At 63.1% G+C, this 17,759-nt stretch carries 18 protein-coding genes; 12 read left to right on the plus strand and 6 right to left on the minus strand.

Features of this window, described 5'->3' with window-relative positions:
* Positions 1 to 130 precede the first annotated feature (130 nt).
* A complete protein-coding gene (locus NKH29_RS07285; RefSeq protein ID WP_023720548.1) occupies positions 131 to 295 on the minus strand; it encodes a DUF3309 family protein in 165 nt (54 codons plus the stop codon).
* Positions 296 to 570: 275 nt separating this feature from the next.
* On the opposite strand from NKH29_RS07285, the gene NKH29_RS07290 reads away from it, so the two are divergent.
* Positions 571 to 882, plus strand: a complete 312-nt coding sequence (locus NKH29_RS07290) for a hypothetical protein (RefSeq protein ID WP_023720549.1) — start codon at positions 571 to 573, stop codon at positions 880 to 882.
* A gap of 77 nt (positions 883 to 959) precedes the next feature.
* Here NKH29_RS07290 and NKH29_RS07295 read toward each other — a convergent pair whose 3' ends face one another.
* Positions 960 to 1,190: a hypothetical protein gene (locus NKH29_RS07295; RefSeq protein ID WP_156948137.1), complete on the minus strand. Its 231-nt coding sequence runs from the start codon at positions 1,188 to 1,190 to the stop codon at positions 960 to 962.
* Between the two features lie 281 nt (positions 1,191 to 1,471).
* On the opposite strand from NKH29_RS07295, the gene NKH29_RS07300 reads away from it, so the two are divergent.
* Together NKH29_RS07300 and NKH29_RS07305 are read left to right on the plus strand one after the other, a co-directional pair.
* A complete protein-coding gene (locus NKH29_RS07300) occupies positions 1,472 to 1,990 on the plus strand; it encodes a DUF4142 domain-containing protein (RefSeq protein ID WP_245278645.1) in 519 nt (172 codons plus the stop codon).
* A 237-nt stretch (positions 1,991 to 2,227) separates the two neighbouring features.
* A complete protein-coding gene (locus tag NKH29_RS07305; protein ID WP_023720552.1) occupies positions 2,228 to 2,470 on the plus strand; it encodes a hypothetical protein in 243 nt (80 codons plus the stop codon).
* Between the two features lie 100 nt (positions 2,471 to 2,570).
* Here the strand turns inward: NKH29_RS07305 and NKH29_RS07310 are convergent, their stop codons facing one another.
* Complete coding sequence (locus NKH29_RS07310; RefSeq protein ID WP_352481517.1) at positions 2,571 to 3,287, minus strand: DUF1236 domain-containing protein; 717 nt, start codon at positions 3,285 to 3,287, stop codon at positions 2,571 to 2,573.
* Between the two features lie 204 nt (positions 3,288 to 3,491).
* On the opposite strand from NKH29_RS07310, the gene NKH29_RS07315 reads away from it, so the two are divergent.
* The 4 genes from NKH29_RS07315 (at position 3,492) to NKH29_RS07330 (ending at position 6,789) form a co-directional block, all read left to right on the plus strand.
* Positions 3,492 to 3,791, plus strand: a complete 300-nt coding sequence (locus tag NKH29_RS07315; RefSeq protein ID WP_352481420.1) for a DUF1236 domain-containing protein — start codon at positions 3,492 to 3,494, stop codon at positions 3,789 to 3,791.
* Positions 3,792 to 4,104: 313 nt separating this feature from the next.
* Entirely contained in the window at positions 4,105 to 4,953 is an 849-nt protein-coding gene (locus tag NKH29_RS07320; protein WP_352481419.1) for a MetQ/NlpA family lipoprotein, read from the plus strand.
* A gap of 134 nt (positions 4,954 to 5,087) precedes the next feature.
* On the plus strand, positions 5,088 to 6,152 hold the full coding sequence (locus tag NKH29_RS07325; RefSeq protein ID WP_352999304.1) for a methionine ABC transporter ATP-binding protein: 1,065 nt from the start codon (positions 5,088 to 5,090) through the stop codon (positions 6,150 to 6,152).
* The gene (locus tag NKH29_RS07330; RefSeq protein WP_023720558.1) at positions 6,133 to 6,789 is read left to right on the plus strand and encodes a methionine ABC transporter permease; all 657 of its coding nucleotides are present in this window, start codon (positions 6,133 to 6,135) and stop codon (positions 6,787 to 6,789) included. The genes NKH29_RS07325 and NKH29_RS07330 overlap by 20 nt, the downstream gene beginning before the upstream one ends.
* 32 nt (positions 6,790 to 6,821) lie before the next feature.
* Here NKH29_RS07330 and NKH29_RS07335 read toward each other — a convergent pair whose 3' ends face one another.
* Together NKH29_RS07335 and NKH29_RS07340 are read right to left on the minus strand one after the other, a co-directional pair.
* Positions 6,822 to 8,564, minus strand: coding sequence for a hydantoinase B/oxoprolinase family protein (locus tag NKH29_RS07335; RefSeq protein WP_352999285.1), 1,743 nt, complete (start codon positions 8,562 to 8,564; stop codon positions 6,822 to 6,824).
* A gap of 1 nt (position 8,565) precedes the next feature.
* Entirely contained in the window at positions 8,566 to 10,650 is a 2,085-nt protein-coding gene (locus tag NKH29_RS07340; protein ID WP_023720560.1) for a hydantoinase/oxoprolinase family protein, read from the minus strand.
* Between the two features lie 218 nt (positions 10,651 to 10,868).
* Between NKH29_RS07340 and NKH29_RS07345 the strand changes: the two genes are divergently transcribed.
* The 5 genes from NKH29_RS07345 (at position 10,869) to NKH29_RS07365 (ending at position 17,213) form a co-directional block, all read left to right on the plus strand.
* Positions 10,869 to 11,696: a ferredoxin--NADP reductase gene (locus tag NKH29_RS07345; protein WP_352481417.1), complete on the plus strand. Its 828-nt coding sequence runs from the start codon at positions 10,869 to 10,871 to the stop codon at positions 11,694 to 11,696.
* Positions 11,697 to 11,859: 163 nt separating this feature from the next.
* A complete protein-coding gene (gene deoC, locus NKH29_RS07350; RefSeq protein ID WP_352999287.1) occupies positions 11,860 to 12,909 on the plus strand; it encodes a deoxyribose-phosphate aldolase in 1,050 nt (349 codons plus the stop codon).
* 13 nt (positions 12,910 to 12,922) lie between these two features.
* A complete protein-coding gene (locus NKH29_RS07355; protein ID WP_352999289.1) occupies positions 12,923 to 15,295 on the plus strand; it encodes an aldehyde dehydrogenase family protein in 2,373 nt (790 codons plus the stop codon).
* A gap of 178 nt (positions 15,296 to 15,473) precedes the next feature.
* A complete protein-coding gene (locus NKH29_RS07360) occupies positions 15,474 to 16,205 on the plus strand; it encodes an SDR family oxidoreductase (RefSeq protein ID WP_352481414.1) in 732 nt (243 codons plus the stop codon).
* A gap of 162 nt (positions 16,206 to 16,367) precedes the next feature.
* Positions 16,368 to 17,213, plus strand: a complete 846-nt coding sequence (locus NKH29_RS07365) for a fumarylacetoacetate hydrolase family protein (protein WP_023720565.1) — start codon at positions 16,368 to 16,370, stop codon at positions 17,211 to 17,213.
* 156 nt (positions 17,214 to 17,369) lie between these two features.
* On the opposite strand, the gene NKH29_RS07370 is transcribed toward NKH29_RS07365, so the two are convergent.
* Positions 17,370 to 17,759, minus strand: a 390-nt coding sequence (locus NKH29_RS07370; RefSeq protein WP_352999291.1) for a transposase, incomplete at its 5' end; no start/stop codon positions are given.

The following is a 17,759-nucleotide window of genomic DNA, read 5'->3' on the forward strand; positions in this document are numbered from 1 at the left end:
GTCCTCGGTGTCGAAGGGTCCGACGCCAGGTCGGCCTTTTTAGCCAGAGTCCTAGAGACTTTTCGTCTATTCACGACAAAACGCCCGCCGCTTATTACCCGGCGGCAGGCGTTTTGTCGTGAGCGTGACGCTAAATGCGCCCAAGCACGACCAAGATGATGACGATGAGCAGCACCAGGCCGAGGCCACCGCCACCGTAATAGCCGGTGCCGTAGAACGGTCCGCCGCCCAAGCCGCTGAAGCCGCCAAGCAAGGCAAGGACCAAGATGATGATGAGAATGGTTCCAAGGCCCATGATGTCTGCTCTCCTTGTTTGCGCTGCCGCCATTCGCATCAGCGCGTTCGCATTGTACAAAGGTATGAACTCGCAAGGAGCATTCCTGTTCCGGCGGGACAGCAAGGCGCACGCTCATGCAGCGAGGAAAACGCCGGGCTGTGCAATGGCGCGCCGGCCACCTTGAACACCTGAGAACATGCTGAATTCATAGGAAATTTGTCGGAACCTTCGCCCGCCCGAACGGTTGTTTTCGTAGTCGCAACGCGACGACCCTCGTAAAAAGGAGAAGCATCATGCTCACGAAAATTCTCGCAGCTTCGGCGCTTACGATCGGTCTGGCCACGTCAGCGATGGCCCAGAACGTCGGCGACCCCTCCGGAGCCGCTGCCGACGGCAGCGGGCGGACGGTCGTAGTCCCGGATAATGGCGGCCCTGACACCGGCACGGATTCGACCATCACCAACAGCATTCGCGATTTCTCAACGACGAATTCGAATGCCGACCGGAATTGCCCGCCGGGCCCGCAGGGGGCTCTGCCCGATGCGACCGGCAAGGCTCCGGGAACGATGGCGCCGACGGTGAACGATAACCACTGCGGCAAGTAAACGCCCTGTGATCATAGCCTGAGCAGGCTGGGTAGGGTGGGCTCCGCAGCCTCGTCAGTTTGCCATGAATCAGCCGCCTAACGGCCGCGGTGGTCGAAGCTGACGGCGATCTCCCGACCGTCCAGCGCCCGAACGATGAAGCCAACCAGCTCCTCGTCGGTTTGCCGGCACCAAGGAAAGCGTCTGCGCAAATCGGCTATGACGACGGTGGTCGAGAGAATGTCGCCGGAATGGTAGTCGGCCATGATGGTGTGAACGGCAGCGTCGGTATCAATACCGATTCCTAGCGGCGACCTGATCTGCCCCACGGAAGCCTCCACCCATCTCTCCCAGCCAACGATAGCAAGACTGCGGCAAAGCGAAAGAGCTTGTACGATTCCGTACGATCTCGCGGCTTGCGTTGCACTTTGCGCGACGCGGCCGGCGTCCTTTGTTTTGCCTTTCCAAACCATTGTTTGGCGTCGCAGCGGCTCTGGCCGCCGCGACCAGGCAACCTCGCCGCAGCTTCCGCGTTGAGCCATCGGAGGGATGACATCAGCCTCGGAGAACTTCCATGAAAACACTTCTATCCATCACTGCGGCAGCGCTGATGGCCGGCGCGCCTTTGGCTGCTTTTGCCCAATCGGCGACGCTGACACCTCTGACGACCGACACCATGAGCAAGGTTGACACGGCGACGTTCGTGAAGACGGTGCCCATCGCCAATACATTTGAAATCGAGTCGAGCCGACTTGCACAGAAGCAGGCGACGGCCGACGATGTGAAGGCCTTCGCGGCGCAAATGGTCACGGACCACACCAAGGCCGGCGAGGACTTCAAGGCGGCGCTCAGCAAAGGTCAGACAACTTCGGCCACCACGCCGGCCGGCCCGCCGCTGGACACCAAGCACCAGGCGTTGCTCGACCAACTCAAGGAGGCCAGCGGGGACAGCTTCCAATCGAAATATATCGACATGCAGACCCAGGCGCATAAGGAAGCAGTGGCGCTGTTTTCCGCTTACTCAAATTCCGGCGACGATCCGGCGATGAAGGAGTTTGCCAAGAAGACGCTGCCGGTGCTGCAAATGCACGAACGTCACGTGAAGGATCTCGCTGCTGCGCATCAATGAGGGCGAAGACCGCCTGCGGTCTTGCCAACGGAAACGCCCCGGCATGAATGAAGCGGCTGTCGTCCGGCCCGGAACAAAGCACCGAGAGTGCCGTTATTCACCTGGCTTATTCCGGGGAGTATCCAATGGAAGGCGGCATTCGCGAGGCGCCAAGGGCATTAGCGCTGGGTTTCGGCGCCATCCTGGTCGCCGCTGTCACAGGCTGAAATCGCTTTCCGAACGGGACAGGCTGCCTTCATGCGCTACGGCGAGATATTTGCAAATGTTACGGCACTCATGTTGCTGGCCTTGATGATTGGCGGCGTCTTCGTCCTGTTTGGAGAGCCGCTGTGGCCGCGGCACTACGCGAGAATGGTGCTAGTTACGGATATCGAGGGCATGACCACCGCGTCAGTCCGAACAAGCTGCGTGCCCAGTCCATGCCTGCCCGACACCATCGATCACACCGTGCTCACTCCTCGCCCCGAGGACGGACCGTGATCTGCGATTTGCAGCAGACGCGGAGCGAGGAGATGCGGAAAGGGCCGCCACGCGACCTGCGCGACGGACCCTTTGGTTCAATCAAACCGTCTGGCCGCGACTAGGTCAGGATAATCACGATCTTGTAGGTATTCGGGTCGACGATGACGATCCGACCATCGGCGAGCACGAAATACTCATAGCCTTCGTAAGCCGGAACGATCTTGACGATGCGCGCCGGCAGACGATGCAGCCGGACCTTCTTCCGCGGAACCTCGATGCCGACAGAGATGTCGAAATCGACGCTGGAAACGGGTTGGACGTTGGTCTCCTTGATGACCTGAGTGATCTGGGTTTTCTGTTCAACGGTCACATTGCTGATGGAAGCGGTCGAACTCTGGTCCTGCGTCTGCGTAGAAGCATTGCCCTGAGTCTGCTCGGTGGTCGTGGTCCCAGTCTTGCCCTGAGCCTGCTCCTCGGTCTTCATTTTCGTGTTGCCTTGGGCCTGCTCGGTAGTGGTGGTTCCGGTTTTGCCTTGGGCCTGTTCCTCGGTCTTCATCTTGGTGTTGCCCGTGGCCTGCTGGTCGGTCGTGGCGCCGGCCTTGCCTTGGGCTTGCTCGTCGGTCTTCAGCTTCGGTTTGCCCTGCGCCTGTTGATCAGTCGCAGCGCCGGCCTTGCCCTGAGCCTGCTCGTCCATCTTGGCGCCATTCTGGCAATTGGCAGCGCCGGCTGCGCAATTGGCGCCGGACTGGTCGTCGGTCGACTGCTGCGTCTGGGCAAGTGCAGCTCCGCAGCTGACGCTGATTGCTAGCAAGCTGGTGATCAGAACGCCTTTCATGAGAGATCTCCTTGGAAAATGCGTCCCTTCACCGCGTAAAACTGCGGCTAAAAAATTTTGTTCCAAACCAATGGAGCGAAACGGCAAGCGATCCGAGCGGCGGAACAAGCTCCACCTGATGACGTTACCCGCCTATAGCGACCCCGCTGCGAACAGCATGACGCGGCGCAGCGCAGAGGTGGCCCACCACGAAAGGAGACAATCATGAGCATGCATCTTTCGGCAGCCGCGGCTGGGTTCTTGCTGCTTGCGGGTATTGGCGCCGCTGCCGCTCAGGACGTGGTCATCGAACCGCAGCAGGAGACGATCGTACGCGAGTATGTGAAAAAGCAGCCTCTGGCGTCCGTCCAGCTTCCCGGCGTGGAGCTCAATGTCGGCTCGACCCTGCCCGATACCGTCGAGCTTCATGAGGTTCCCGACGTCAAATACCGCTATGTCGTCGTCGACAACCAGACCGTCCTGGTCGATCCGGGCACACGCAGGATCGTGAAGGTCATCCAGTGAGCAATGCGCGTCGTTTTTTGAAGGGACATGCGGCGCGTCCTGCATTGTCGACATCCCAAACTGGTGCCCGTGCCTGGGCATTCGGACGCAGAAAGGCCCGCCGTTCCGACGCACGGCGGGCCTCATAGCGGAGTCAGCGCGCTAGGCGGCAGCGTCCTGTGCTCGCTAGGCCAGAAACTTTGAGAGAATATTCCAGGCTCCTCATTTGGCGGGAAATACCGTTCTTTGATCTGGCGATCAGCATTTCCGATGATGCCCGCAAGGCTTCGCATTCCGCTTGGCCGCAATGATTTCAAAACCGATGGGATTGACCATGCCTGGGACTATCAACACTTTGCTTCCATTCTTCTCAGCAACTATAAACCGGCGCGCCGGTCTGGCTGTACTTTTCGCGTCGGCGGTTGCGATTGTCGGCCTTGCTGCGCCGTCGTTCGCCGAAGACAAGACGGCGGTCAAGGTCGGCATCATGAGCGGCGAGGACGAGGATGTGTGGCGGGTCGTGACCGCCCAGGCGGCGGAGAGGGGGCTGACGATCGAGACCGTGGTGTTCAACGACTACACCCAGCCGAATGAAGCACTCGAGCGTGGCGAAATCGACGCCAACGCCTTCCAGCACAAGCCCTATCTCGACAACCAGATCAAGACGCAGGGCTATCACATCGTCCCGGTCGGCTATACCGGGGTCTGGCCGATCGGCCTCTATTCCAAGAAGTACGCGAAGATTGGCGACTTGCCCGAAGGCGCCGTCGTCGGCGTGCCGAACGATCCGTCCAATGAAGGGCGCGCGCTGCGTGTCCTGCAGAGCGAAGGTCTGATCAAGCTCAGGGAAGGAACCGGCATTCTGGCTACGACGACCGACATTGCCGAAAACCCGAAGAAATTGGTCGTCAAGGAGCTCGACGCTGGCATTGTCGGGCGCTCGGTGGAAGATCTCGACGGGGCCGTGGTCAACACGGATTGGGCGCTTAAAAGCGGCCTCACACCGGAGAACCGCATCGCCCAGGAGGCGGTGGCCGACAATCCCTACCGCAACTTCATCGCGGTCAAGGCCGGCAATGAAAACCAGCCCTGGGTAAAGACATTGGTCGCCTCCTACCAGAACGAAAAGGTGAAGGCCGAATTCGACCGGGTCTACAAGGGAACCGGCATCAGCGCCTATTGATACCGAGCTCGACTTGGCGCTGAAGCCCGGCATGATAAAGCGGTCCGCGCTCCAACGCGGACCGCGATCGCGTTTTGCGGGACACCAATACAGGAACTTTCATGAACCAGCATTTCGCCCCGGTCACCGAAGTCATGCATCCCGTCGGCAGCCGTTCCGCGGGACCGCACGATGTCGTACGCCTCATCGAGCTGAAGCGCCGCTTCGGCGCAACAGCGGCGCTGGACGGCGTATCGCTCAGCGTGCGCCAGGGCGAGATCCTCGGCATCATCGGCCGGAGCGGCGCCGGCAAGTCGACGCTGATACGCTGCCTAAACGGCCTGGAGCGGCCGGATACAGGACAGGTCTTCATCGAAGGCCGCGACATCAGCCGGCTCGGCGAGCGCGAATTGCAGCCGCTGCGCCGGCGTATCGGCATGATTTTCCAGCATTTCAACCTGCTGTCCGCCAAGACGGTCGAAGACAATGTAGCGCTGCCGCTCAAGATCGAAGGCCGGCCCAGGGCCGAACGCCTGGCGCGCGCTGCCGAGCTGCTCGAGCTCGTCGGCCTGTCGGAGAAGGCGAAAGCCTATCCGGCGTCGCTGTCGGGCGGACAGAAACAGCGCGTCGGCATTGCCCGGGCGCTTGCGGCGCGCCCAGCGCTGCTGCTGTCGGACGAAGCGACCTCGGCGTTGGACCCGGAGACGACGCGCTCCATCCTTGCCTTGCTCAGAGACATCAACCGGCAGCTCGGCCTGACCATCCTGCTCATCACCCATGAGATGGAGGTGATCCGTTCGATCGCCGACCGGGTCGCGGTGATCGACGCCGGACGAATCGTCGAGCAAGGGCCGGTGTGGTCGGTGTTTGCCGATCCGAAGTCGGCGATCACACAAAGCCTGCTCGGCGGCATCAGGCCGCAATTGCCGGCGGAGATCGCAAGCCGGCTAACGCAGAACGCCGGCGTGGAGGCGATCCTCAGGATCGACGTGGCGGGTGAGGCCGCGCGAAGCCCGCTTTTGTCCGATCTTGCCTCGGCAGTTCCCGGCTCGTTCCGCCTCGTTCATGGAGGCATCGATCACGTCCAGCAGCAGCCTGTCGGGACGCTGTTCGTCGCGGTCGCCGGTAGCAATGAAGCTCACCTGGCACAGGTGATCGCGCTCTTGAAAGCCCGCAATGCGCGGGTGGAGGTGCTTGGCCATGTCGCCAATTCTGTTTGAACTCCTGCTTCGATCCATCTGGGAAACGATCCTGATGACGGCCGCCTCCGGCCTCATCTCGCTGGTTTTCGGGCTGCCGCTCGGCCTGGCGCTGGTCGCCACCGACCGCGGCGGCATCGCCGAAAACCTGTGGGTGAACCGTGCGCTCGGCGCGGTCATCAACGGTTTCCGCTCGGTGCCTTTCATCATCCTGCTGGTTGCGCTGATCCCGGTGACGCGGCTGATCGTCGGCACCTCGATCGGCACATGGGCCGCCATCGTGCCGCTGTCGATCGCGGCCACGCCCTACTATGCCCGGATCGCCGAAGTGTCGCTGCGCGAGGTCGACCACGGGCTGATCGAAGCGGCGCGCGCCATGGGCGGCAACCGCTGGACGATCATCCGCGAGGTGCTGGTGCCGGAAGCGCTGCCCGGCATCGTCGCCGGCTTCACGGTGACGCTGGTGACGCTTATCGGCGCCTCGGCCATGGCCGGCGCCATCGGCGCCGGCGGGCTGGGCGACCTCGCCATCCGATACGGTTACCAGCGCTTCGAAACGTCAGTCATGATCGCCGTGGTCATCGTCCTGATCGTCCTGGTCTGCGGCATCCAGTGGGCCGGCGACCGGCTGGTCGCGAGGCTGGATCATCGGAACTGAGCGTGGCACAGCGGAGATGCTGGCCAGCATCGTCAGCCGGCGCGCTTCTTTTCGGTCGCTGCCCGGTCAATCGCCAACCCGTTCGCCGACAGCGCGACGCCGAACTTTTCGCCGGCTTCTGCGGGTGTGTAATAGCCTAGGGCGATATCCCGAGCGACCAATTCCGGATCACGCTGCCAGGGATTGCCGTAGCCGCCGCCGCCCGGCGTGCCAACTCGCACGCGGTCGCCGGCCTTCAGCGCGATGTCCTGTTCCTTGGAGAGGTGCGGCGGCACATGGGCCTCACCGTCGCGGAACACGGTCACCGTGTTGACCGCGCCGTCCTTGCCGCCGAGCGCGCCTTGCGGGCCGAAACGGCCATGGTCCATGACGAAGGAGGCGCGGGCGTCGCCACGCAGGATCTCGACCTCATAGGCGAGGCCAAAACCGCCGCGATGCTTGCCGGCGCCACCCGAGCCTTCGCGCAAGGCATAGTGGCGATAGAGCACAGGGAAAGCCTGTTCCATGATCTCGACCGGCGGCGATCTGGAAATGCCGATGGTCGAGCAGCCATTGGTCAGGCCATCATGATCGGCATTGCCGCCATAGCCGCCGCCGGATATCTGGTACATGACGTAGTCGCGGCCACGGAGCGGATCGTTGCCGCCGAGCGCGAAATTGCCGCTGGAGCCGGCGGGAGCCGCAGTCACCCTGTCCGGCAGCGCCTGCACCATGGCCGCGAACACCGCCTCGGCGATGCGCTGCGAAACCTCGGCCGCGCAGCCCGATACCGGCCGCGGATATTTGGCATCGAGGAAGGTGCCTTCTGGCCGCTTGACGATGAGCGGCTCGAAGGCGCCGGCGCTGATCGGCACGTCGGGGAAAATGTGGCGCATGGCGAGGTAGACCGAGGACAAGGTCGTCGCCAGCACGCTGTTCATCGGCCCGGCGCAGGGTTTTGACGAGCCTGAGAAGTCGAAGCGGAGCGTGTCGCCTTTTTTCTCGACGGCAAGCGCAATGGTCAGCGGCTCGTTCACCACCCCATCGGAATCGACGAAGGCCTGCGACCGGTAGATGCCATCGGGAATTGCCGCGATGTTGGCACGCATCTGTTCAGCGGCCCGGCGGCGCAATTCGGCGATTGCTTCGACGACTGTTTCGTCTCCGTAACGATCCGAAATGCCGTTGAGCCGGTCCTGGCCGATCAGCAGTGCTGCCGCTTGCGCGCGGATGTCGCCGATGCGCTGGTCGGCAACCCTGATGTTCGAGCAGATGATGGCGTAGATCTCAGGGTCGAGCACGCCCTTCTTGAACAATTTCACCGGCGGCAGCCGCAAGCCTTCCTGCTCCACCGCAGTCGCCGAGGCGGAGAAGCCGCCCGGCACCGAACCGCCAATGTCGGGCCAATGGCCGGTGTTCGACAGCCAGCAGAATATCTTGCCGTCGCGATAGACCGGCATGGCGAAGCGCACATCCATCAGATGGGTGCCGCCGAGATAAGGATCGTTGACGATGTAGATATCGCCCGGCTCGGGCGGCAGGCAGCGTCCGTCGGCGATCATCTCGATCACCGTTTTGGTCGAATACTGCATGACGCCGACGAACACCGGCAGGCCTTGGCTGCCTTGCGCGATCAGCGAACCATCGACTGCCGAATAGATGCCGTCGGAGCGGTCATTGGCCTCGGCGATGACGGGCGAGAAAGCGGCGCGCGAAAACGTCAGGTCCATCTCGTCACAGACCTGCTGCAGCGCCGCCTGGAGGACCGAAAGGGTGATGGCGTCGAGCTTTTGCATCTCAGGCCTCACCAATGTCGATGATGATGTTGCCGTCGGCATCCGAGCGCGCCCGGTCGCCGGGCTCGAGTACGGTTGTGGCATCCATCTGTTCGAGGATCGCCGGGCCTTCGATGATGGCGTCAAGCGGCAACTTTTCCCTACTGTAGACCGGCGTGTCGTACCAGCGCCCGCCATACCAGACCGGCCGGATCTCGCGCCGCGCCTCTTCGAGCGTTTTGGCGCGGCCAGCCGGATCGATCAGCCGCGACAGATCGATCGCCGGCCGCACGCCGGTCACCGAGGTGTTGAGATTGACCAGATTGGCGCGGATTTCCGGCAGCTCGACCTTGAAGCGGGCGAAATAGGCCTTCTCGAACAGTTGCTGCAGGACCTCGCGCGTCACCGCAAACGACGGCAGCGGCACGTTAATAATATGCGTCTGGCCGACGAACTGCATGTCGGCGGAATGCGTGACGCGGATCGTCTCCGGCTTCACCGCTTCCTTGCTGATCAACTCTTCGCCTTCGTTTCGGTGCCGTTCCAATATAGCGTGGAGCTGGGCTTCATCGAGCCCCGCCACCGGCTGGTTGACCGTGTTGACGAAGTCATGGCGCAGATCGGCGACGACGCAGCCGAGCGCATTGGTAATGCCCGGCCGCGCCGGCACCAGCACCCGCGGCAGGCCGAGCTCGCGCGCCAGGGCGGTCGCATGCAGCGGCCCGGCGCCGCCGAAGGCGAACAGCGCGAAATCGCGCGGGTCGTGACCGCGCGACACTGAGACCATGCGGATGGCGCCGGCCATCTTCATGTTGCCCAGTCGCAGCACCGCTCCCGCCGCCTCGACGCCGGACAGGCCGGTTGGTCGGCCGATCCGGTCCTCGAATATGCCGGTGACATGCTCGACGGTGACTGGGTTCTCGACCGCCAGCAGCTTCTTCGGCGCCAGCCGGCCGAGCACCAGATTGGCGTCGGTGATGGTCGGCTCGACGCCGCCGCGTCCATAGCAGATCGGGCCGGGATTAGCACCGGCGCTTTCCGGGCCGATCTGGATCAGGCCGGCCGCGTCGACGCGGGCGATCGAGCCGCCGCCGGCGCCGACCGTGTGCACCGCCACCATCGGCACGTGGATCGGCATCGCATATTCGATCTCGATCTCGTTCGACACCGCCGGTTCGGCCTTGCGGATCAGCGCCACGTCGGTCGAGGTGCCGCCCATGTCGTAGGTGACCAGGTTTTCGAAGCCGGCGCGCTTGCCGGTATAGGCCGCGGCAATGACGCCGGAGGCGGGGCCGGACATAACGGTCTTGGCCGATTCACGTGTGACAAAGCGGGCCGATATCATGCCGCCATTGCCGTTCATGATCAGGAAGTCGCGGGCGTAGCCTTTTGACGCCAGCTCCTTGCGCAGCCGTTCGACGTAGCGTTCGAGGATCGGTTGCACCGAGGCGTTGACCGAAGCGGTAACGCCGCGCTCGAATTCGCGCGCTTCCGAAAGCAGCGCATGGCCTGTCGTGATGTAGCCGTTCGGCCAAAGCTCGGCGCCGATCTCGGCCGCGCGCCGCTCATGCGCCGGGTTGGCGTAGGAATGCAGGAAATGGATGACGAGCGATTCGCAGCCGGCTTCGATCAGTTGTGAAATCGCTGCCCGCATCTCGGCCTCGTCGAGCGGTATGCGCACCGCGCCCGACGCCTCGACCCGCTCCGACACTTCGAGCCGCAGATTGCGCGGAATGATCGGCACAAAGGTGCCTGTCATGCCATAGGCTTGCGGCCGTGTCCGCCGGCCAAGCTCGATGACGTCACGAAAGCCGCGCGTGGTGATCATGCCGGTTTTGGCCAGCCGGCGCTCCAGCACCGCGTTGGTTGTGGTCGTCGTGCCGTGCACGATGAGGTCGATGCCGTCCACGGGAAAGCCGGTGGCACCAAGAGCTGCAACGACGCCGAAAGCCTGGTTGTCGACCGTGGTCGGGGTCTTGGCGATATGCACCCGGCCACCGTCGCGGCCGTCGATCAGAAGCAGGTCGGTAAAGGTGCCGCCGACATCGATACCGGCGACGACGCTGCCCGTCGAATCCAGAGCTTGCGCCGAAAAATTCTGTTCCATTGTCGAAACCCGAAATGCCCGAACTGCTTACATGCCTCAGTTTGGAAAGCTGTTTTACGGCGGCGTCTTGACGCAAATATCGTTTGTATACTAATAAATTCCGGACACAAGAGCTTACCGCTTCGGAGTGTGCAAACGGCACGCTGGAACCTGACAGGTTCGGGCGCGCAGGTGAAGATTTGGCGCGGGCGCTGAGCTGGCCCAGAAGGTTAGGTTTGATGAACACCACATCCGCGTTCAACACCGCCGGCGCGCGGCCGCTGCAGTTTCCGATACCGGCCAATGTCTATGCCGAAACCGTCGTCTCGGTGAAGCACTATACCGACCGGCTGTTTTCGTTCCGCATCACCCGGCCGCAGTCGCTGCGCTTCCGCTCCGGCGAGTTCGTCATGATCGGCCTGCCCAATGCCGAGAAGCCGGTGTTCCGCGCCTATTCGATCGCCAGCCCGTCCTGGGACGACGAGCTGGAATTCTTCTCGATCAAGGTGCCGGACGGCCCGCTTACCTCGGAGCTGCAGAAGATCCAGATCGGCGATACCGTCATCATGCGGCAGAAGTCGACCGGCACGCTGGTGGTCGACGCGCTGACGCCGGCCAAGCGCCTGTTCATGATCTCGACCGGCACCGGCATTGCGCCCTTCGCCAGCCTGCTGCGCGATCCCGACACCTATGAGAAGTTCGGTGAAGTCGTGCTGACCCACACCTGCCGCGACAATGCCGAGCTCATCTACGGCCAGGAGCTGGTGGCCGCGCTGGAGAACGACCCGCTGATCGGCGAACTGACCGGCGGCCGCGTCACGCTCTATAATTCGACGACGCGTGAGACGTCCGAACGCATGGGCCGCATCACCGCGCTGATCGGCTCGGGCAAATTCTACACCGATCTCGGCATCGACAAGCTCAATCCCGAGACCGATCGCATCATGATCTGCGGCTCGATGCATATGCTGAAAGACGTGAAGGAACTGGCCGAAAGCCTCGACTTCCAGGAAGGCTCGCTGCATCATCCGGCAAGCTTCGTCGTCGAGCGCGCCTTCGTCGGCTGAGACGCGGCAGTTCAGCGTCCACTGCTTTGACACCCTGATTTTGACCGGACGGTCAAAAATCGGCTGCCTTGACTGTCTTTTTCCGCTATGACCGCCTGAAGGACTCGTGAAGCGCTGCTTCACGGTCTATCTTCGGCATAAGTCGCTGAACAAGGGGCAGGAGATGAGCAGCACAATCCGCGAAACCGATCTCGGCACGTCCAAGATCACGCCGCTGCCGGCGCGCGCCGCCGCCAATGCGCCGATGCCGCAGGCCCATGCTATTGCTCGCAATCCCGGCATGAGGCTCGATCTTGGCTTCATGGAATCAATGCGCAGCGTCAACCGCTCGGCGCTGGAACGCCGCGTCGCCAGCCTGACCAAAAGACGCTCGATCAAGGCCGATAACCAGGCTGCCTGGCTGCTGCGTGCTGTCGCCTGCATGGACCTGACGACGCTGAACTCGAACGACACAGAAGAGCGCGTGCGCCGGCTCTGTGCCAAGGCGGTCAACCCATTCCGCCGCGACATTGCCGAGGGGCTCGGCATTACCGGCGAAAATATCCGCCCGGCGGCGGTCTGCGTCTATCATCCCTTCGTCGCCACTGCCGTCGAAGCACTGCGCGGCAGCGGCATCCGTGTTGCCGCCGTTTCCACGGCTTTCCCGCATGGCCTTGCCCCGCTTTCGACACGTCTGGAGGAGATCGAAGCATCGGTCCGGGACGGCGCCGACGAGATCGACGTCGTCATTCCGCGCGGTCTGGTATTCGGGGCGAAATGGCAGGAGCTCTATAACGAGATCGTCTCGATGCGGGCCGCCTGCGGCGAGGCGCATCTGAAGGTGATCCTCGGCACAGGCGACCTCGCCACGCTGCGCAATGTCATGCTCGCCTCGATGGTGGCGATGATGGCGGGTGCGGACTTCATCAAGACCTCGACCGGCAAGGAAAGCGTCAACGCGACACTGCCGGTTGGCCTTGCCATGGTGCGCGCCATCCGCGCCTATTTCGAGGAAACCGGCTATCTCATCGGCTTCAAGCCGGCCGGTGGCATTTCCACGGCAAAAGCCTCGCTCGATTGGCTGGTGCTGATGAAAGAAGAGCTGGGCCGGCCGTGGTTGGAGCCGGAGCTGTTCCGCTTCGGAGCATCGAGCCTTTTGACCGACATCGAGCGCCAGCTCGAGCATCACCTGACCGGCCACTACTCGGCCAATCATCGCCACGCAATGGCGTGATTCGGAGCGCTTCATGAACATTCTCGAACGCTATCACGCCATGGATTACGGCCCGGCGCCGGAGGCCCGCAACGAGGCCGATGCCTGGCTGACGACCCGTGATTTCTCGAAAGCCCTGTTCATCGGCGGCGACTGGAAAGCAGCTGCAAATGGAAAGACCTTCGACGCCAGCGATCCCGCCTCCGGCAAATTGCTGGCCAAGGTCTCGGATGCCGGTGCTGCCGATATCGATGCGGCGGTTTCGGCCGCCACAAAAGCGCTGCCGAAATGGAGCGCCAGCACCGGTTACCAACGCGCCAAAGTGCTCTATGCCATCGGCCGCGCCATGCAGCGCCACCAACGGCTGTTCGCGGTGCTGGAATCGATCGACAACGGCAAGCCGATCCGCGAAAGCCGCGACATCGACGTGCCGCTGGCGATCCGTCATTTCATCCATCATGCCGGCTGGGCGCAGGCGCTGGACAGGGACTTTCCAGCCCATAAGGGCGTCGGCGTCGTCGGCCAGATCATCCCGTGGAACTTCCCGCTTTTGATGCTGGCCTGGAAGATCGCGCCGGCGCTCGCTGCGGGCTGCACCGTGGTGCTGAAGCCCGCGGAATTCACGCCGCTCACCGCCATCCTGTTTGCCGAGATCTGTGAACGCGCCGGCGTGCCGAAGGGCGTCGTCAACATCGTCCAGGGCGGGCCGGAAGGGGGTGGGGCAATCGTCAATCATCCCGGCATCCAGAAGATCGCCTTCACCGGTTCGTCCGAGGTCGGCAAGATCATCCGCAAGGCCACCGCCGGTTCGGGCAAGAAACTTTCGCTGGAGCTTGGCGGCAAGTCGGCCTTCGTCGTTTTCGAGGATGCCGATCTCGACAGCGCCGTCGAGGGTCTGGTCGACGGCATCTGGTTCAACCAGGGCCAGGTCTGCTGTGCCGGCTCGCGCCTTCTGGTGCAGGAAGGCATCGCCGACGCCTTCATCGCCAAGGTCAAGACGCGGATGAGCCGGCTGCGCGTCGGCAGCCCGCTCGACAAGAACACCGATATCGGCCCGCTGGTCGATTTGACCCAACTCGACCGCGTCAAGGGCCTGATTGCCGAAGGCGCCAAGCAGGGCGCGATATGCTGGCAGCCGGACTCGGCACTGCCCGCCTCGGGCTATTACCATCTGCCAACGCTGGCGACAGGTGTTTCGCCGGCTAACATTCTGGCCCAGGAAGAGGTGTTCGGGCCGGTGCTGGCGACCATGACCTTCCGCAATACCGAGGAAGCGGTCGAGCTCGCCAACAACACACGCTATGGCCTGGCCGCCTCGGTGTGGAGCGAGAACATCAATCTTGCGCTGCACGTCGCGCCGCAATTGAAGGCCGGCGTCGTCTGGGTCAACGGCACCAACATGTTCGACGCCGCCTGCGGCTTCGGCGGCTATCGCGAGAGCGGCTTCGGCCGCGAAGGCGGGCGCGAGGGCATGTTCGAGTATCTCTCGGCAAAACTGCCGCTCGGCCCGATCATCAAACCGGCTGTGGCCACTGCCCAGCCCATCGAGCGCCCGGAAGGCGATGCCATCGACCGCACGGCAAAGCTGTTCATCGGCGGTAAGCAGGTCCGGCCGGACGGCAATTATTCCCTTGCCGTCGCCAGCGCCAAGGGCAAGCTCGCCGGCGAGGTCGGTCTCGGCAACCGCAAGGATATCCGCGACGCCGTCGCGGCCGCGCGCGCCTGCAAGGCCTGGCCGGAAGCGACCGCCTACAATCGCAGCCAGGTGCTTTACTATCTGGCCGAAAACCTGTCCGGCCGCGCCGACGAGTTTGCCGCCCGTTTGACCCAGCTCACCGGCGCGACCGCCAAGGCGGCGCGTGACGAGGTCGAGCTGTCAATCGAGCGGCTGTTCCTCTATGCCGGGCTTGCGGACAAGTTCGAGGGCCGCGTCCACCAGCCGCCGGCCCGCGCCGTCACGCTGGCACTGCACGAACCGGTCGGCGTCGTCGGCATCGTCGCGTCGGACAACGCACCTTTGCTCGGCCTGATCTCGCTGGTTGCGCCGGCGCTCGCCATGGGCAACACCGTGGTCGCCGTGCCGTCCGAACGATATCCACTGCTTGCCACCGACCTTTACCAGGTCATCGAATATTCCGACGTTCCGGCGGGCGCCATCAATATCGTTACGGGCCGTAGCGCCGAGCTGGCCGGCGTGCTCGCCAAGCACGACGATGTCGACGGGCTCTGGATGTTCGCCGATGCCGAGACCTGTGCCAAGGCGGAGGCCGAGTCCATCGGCAATCTCAAGCGTGTCTGGACCGGCAACGGCCACAGCCTCGACTGGGCGTCGAGCGAAGCAGCCGGCGATGCCTTGCTGCGCCGTGCGATCGAAGTCAAGAACGTCTGGGTGCCCTACGGCGACTGAGTGTCCCGGAGGGACGTCCGGGCTTGACGGGCCAAAAGATGTTCTTTACCGAGAAAAAACATTTGGCCGGCAGGGCGAATATCGAAACAGGCGGGATGGTAGCGCCCTTCTGGCACATTGCGCCCCGGCCTTGTGCCGGTAAAAAGCCGAACGACCACAGACAGGCGAGGAGAAAAGCATGGCGGATCTGACAGGCAAGGTCGTTGTCGTCACGGCGGCGGCGCAAGGCATCGGCCGGGCAAGTGCGCTGGCTTTCGCCAAGGCCGGCGCCGTCGTCCATGCCACCGACATCAACGAAGTGGTGCTCGCCGACCTCGGCAAGACCCCCGGTATCAAGACCCGCAAGCTGGATGTCCTAAACGACGAGGCGGTGAACGTCGCTTTTGCCGAGATCGGCGCCGTCGACGTGCTGTTCAACTGCGCCGGCTTCGTCCATTCCGGCTCGATCCTCGAGATGAAGGACGGCGATCTCGACTTTGCCCATGATCTCAATGTCCGCTCGATGATCCGCACCATCCGCGCCGTGCTGCCCGGCATGCTTGAGCGCGGCGACGGCTCGATCATCAACATGGCGTCGCTGGCCAGCTCGACCAAGGGCGTGCCCAACCGTTTCGTCTATGGCCTGACCAAGGCGGCCGTTATCGGCCTGACCAAATCGGTTGCCGCCGACTATGTCGGCAAGGGCATACGCTGCAATGCGATCTGCCCGGGCACGGTCGAAAGCCCGTCGCTGCACGACCGCATGCACGCGCAGGGCGACTACGAAGCAGCCCGCGCCGCCTTCATCGCCCGTCAGCCGATGGGCCGGCTCGGCACGCCCGAGGAAATCGCCGACCTCGCCGTCTATCTCGCCGGTGCCACCTATACGTCGGGGCAGGCCTATAATATCGACGGTGGCTGGTCGATCTAGGAGTCTGAAAATCCAATTCTGCCGGGCGCCTGGCGCGGCGTCCGCGCTTGCCTAGGCTCACGTACTTTAAGTACGCTCCGCTCCGGTTCTCGAAACCCACGCCATTCGCCGCAGCGGAGCGAGTTTGCAAACGGCCTCTGGTCGCAACTGGGAGAAAACTGCATGAAACTGCTGCGCTATGGCGAGGCGGGGAGCGAACGCCCTGGCCTCCTTGATGCGGATGGAACGATCCGCGACCTCTCCGCCCATGTCACCGACATTGCCGGCAGGGCGATCGACCCGGCATCGCTCGAGTCATTGTCGAAGCTCGATCCGAAATCGCTGCCGGCAGTTTCCGGCAAACCGCGCATCGGCGCCTGCGTCGCCGGCACCGGCAAATTCATCTGCATAGGCCTCAACTATTCCGACCATGCCGCAGAAACCGGCGCAACCGTGCCGCCGGAGCCGATCATCTTCATGAAGGCAAGCTCGGCCATTGTCGGGCCGAACGACGACGTGCTGATCCCGCGCGGCTCGGTGAAGACCGATTGGGAAGTCGAGCTCGGCGTGGTCATCGGCAAGACCGCAAAATATGTCACCGAAGCCGAGGCGCTGGACTATGTCGCCGGCTACTGCGTCGCACATGACGTCTCTGAACGCGCCTTCCAGGCCGAGCGGCAGGGCCAGTGGACCAAGGGCAAGTCCTGCGACACATTTGGGCCGATCGGCCCGTGGCTGGTGACCAAGGACGAGGTCAAGGACCCGCAGAACATTCCGATGTGGCTGACGGTCAACGGCAAGACCATGCAGAACGGCTCGACCAAGACCATGGTCTTCGGCGTCGCTTATCTCGTGTCTTATCTCAGCCAGTTCATGTCGCTGCATCCGGGCGACATCATCTCGACCGGGACGCCGCCCGGCGTCGGCCTCGGCATGAAGCCGCCGGTGTTCCTGAAGCCCGGCGATGTGGTTGAGCTCGGTATCGAAGGGCTGGGTATCCAGAAGCAGACGTTCAGGGCGGATGCGTAGAAACCTTCCCTTCTCCCCTTGTGGACCTGTTGCGCAGTCATGAGCAAAAGCTTGCGGCGGCGGGGTTGCGGCGGTTGTTCGCTTTGCGGGGGATTTGACGTCTTGTTTGGGGTTTCAGGCGGTCGTCCGACCCTGTATGGGCGGACTCAGGCGCACCTATCCCGCGATAGCGGCCCATCGGCGCATGTTGAAGGCGATCGCCGCCATCGTCACCTGGGCGGTCGCCTTGGCCAGCCCGACATAGCGGATCGTGGTCAGCTTCATGCGGCACTTGAGGGTAGCAAAGGTGGTCTCCACCGCCGCCCGGCGTCTGGCGATCAAGCGATTGTAGTGCTTGAGACGCGGCGGCAGCTGCGGATGATGCTTGTTGGGGCGGCGCGCGATGCGCACCTTCTTGCCTTCGGCCTTGAGCCGGGCGCGGCGGGCATGGGTGTCGTAGGCGGCGTCCGCCCAAACCGTCTTCTCGTCGCCGCAGATCAAGGTGTCAGCCACGACCGTGTCGTTGACGTTGGCTGGTGTGGTGATCACCGTGCGGATCAGGCCAGA

The sequence above is a fragment of the Mesorhizobium sp. M1295 genome, from assembly GCF_040318135.1.
In the GTDB taxonomy this organism is placed as follows: Bacteria; Pseudomonadota; Alphaproteobacteria; order Rhizobiales; family Rhizobiaceae; genus Mesorhizobium.

Bases quoted from the DNA above. Each gene is read 5' to 3' on its own strand.
- NKH29_RS07340 (WP_023720560.1), bottom strand. From the start codon at position 10,650: ATGGAACAGAATTTTTCGGCGCAAGCTCTGGATTCGACGGGCAGCGTC.
- NKH29_RS07335 (WP_352999285.1), bottom strand. From the start codon at position 8,564: ATGCAAAAGCTCGACGCCATCACCCTTTCGGTCCTCCAGGCGGCGCTG.
- NKH29_RS07325 (WP_352999304.1), top strand. From the start codon at position 5,088: ATGCATCCCGTCGGCAGCCGTTCCGCGGGACCGCACGATGTCGTACGC.
- NKH29_RS07345 (WP_352481417.1), top strand. From the start codon at position 10,869: ATGAACACCACATCCGCGTTCAACACCGCCGGCGCGCGGCCGCTGCAG.
- NKH29_RS07305 (WP_023720552.1), top strand. From the start codon at position 2,228: ATGCGCTACGGCGAGATATTTGCAAATGTTACGGCACTCATGTTGCTG.
- NKH29_RS07365 (WP_023720565.1), top strand. From the start codon at position 16,368: ATGAAACTGCTGCGCTATGGCGAGGCGGGGAGCGAACGCCCTGGCCTC.
- NKH29_RS07310 (WP_352481517.1), bottom strand. From the start codon at position 3,287: ATGAAAGGCGTTCTGATCACCAGCTTGCTAGCAATCAGCGTCAGCTGC.
- deoC (WP_352999287.1), top strand. From the start codon at position 11,860: ATGAGCAGCACAATCCGCGAAACCGATCTCGGCACGTCCAAGATCACG.
- NKH29_RS07285 (WP_023720548.1), bottom strand. From the start codon at position 295: ATGGGCCTTGGAACCATTCTCATCATCATCTTGGTCCTTGCCTTGCTT.
- NKH29_RS07360 (WP_352481414.1), top strand. From the start codon at position 15,474: ATGGCGGATCTGACAGGCAAGGTCGTTGTCGTCACGGCGGCGGCGCAA.
- NKH29_RS07330 (WP_023720558.1), top strand. From the start codon at position 6,133: ATGTCGCCAATTCTGTTTGAACTCCTGCTTCGATCCATCTGGGAAACG.
- NKH29_RS07355 (WP_352999289.1), top strand. From the start codon at position 12,923: ATGAACATTCTCGAACGCTATCACGCCATGGATTACGGCCCGGCGCCG.
- NKH29_RS07290 (WP_023720549.1), top strand. From the start codon at position 571: ATGCTCACGAAAATTCTCGCAGCTTCGGCGCTTACGATCGGTCTGGCC.
- NKH29_RS07315 (WP_352481420.1), top strand. From the start codon at position 3,492: ATGAGCATGCATCTTTCGGCAGCCGCGGCTGGGTTCTTGCTGCTTGCG.
- NKH29_RS07320 (WP_352481419.1), top strand. From the start codon at position 4,105: ATGCCTGGGACTATCAACACTTTGCTTCCATTCTTCTCAGCAACTATA.
- NKH29_RS07300 (WP_245278645.1), top strand. From the start codon at position 1,472: ATGGCCGGCGCGCCTTTGGCTGCTTTTGCCCAATCGGCGACGCTGACA.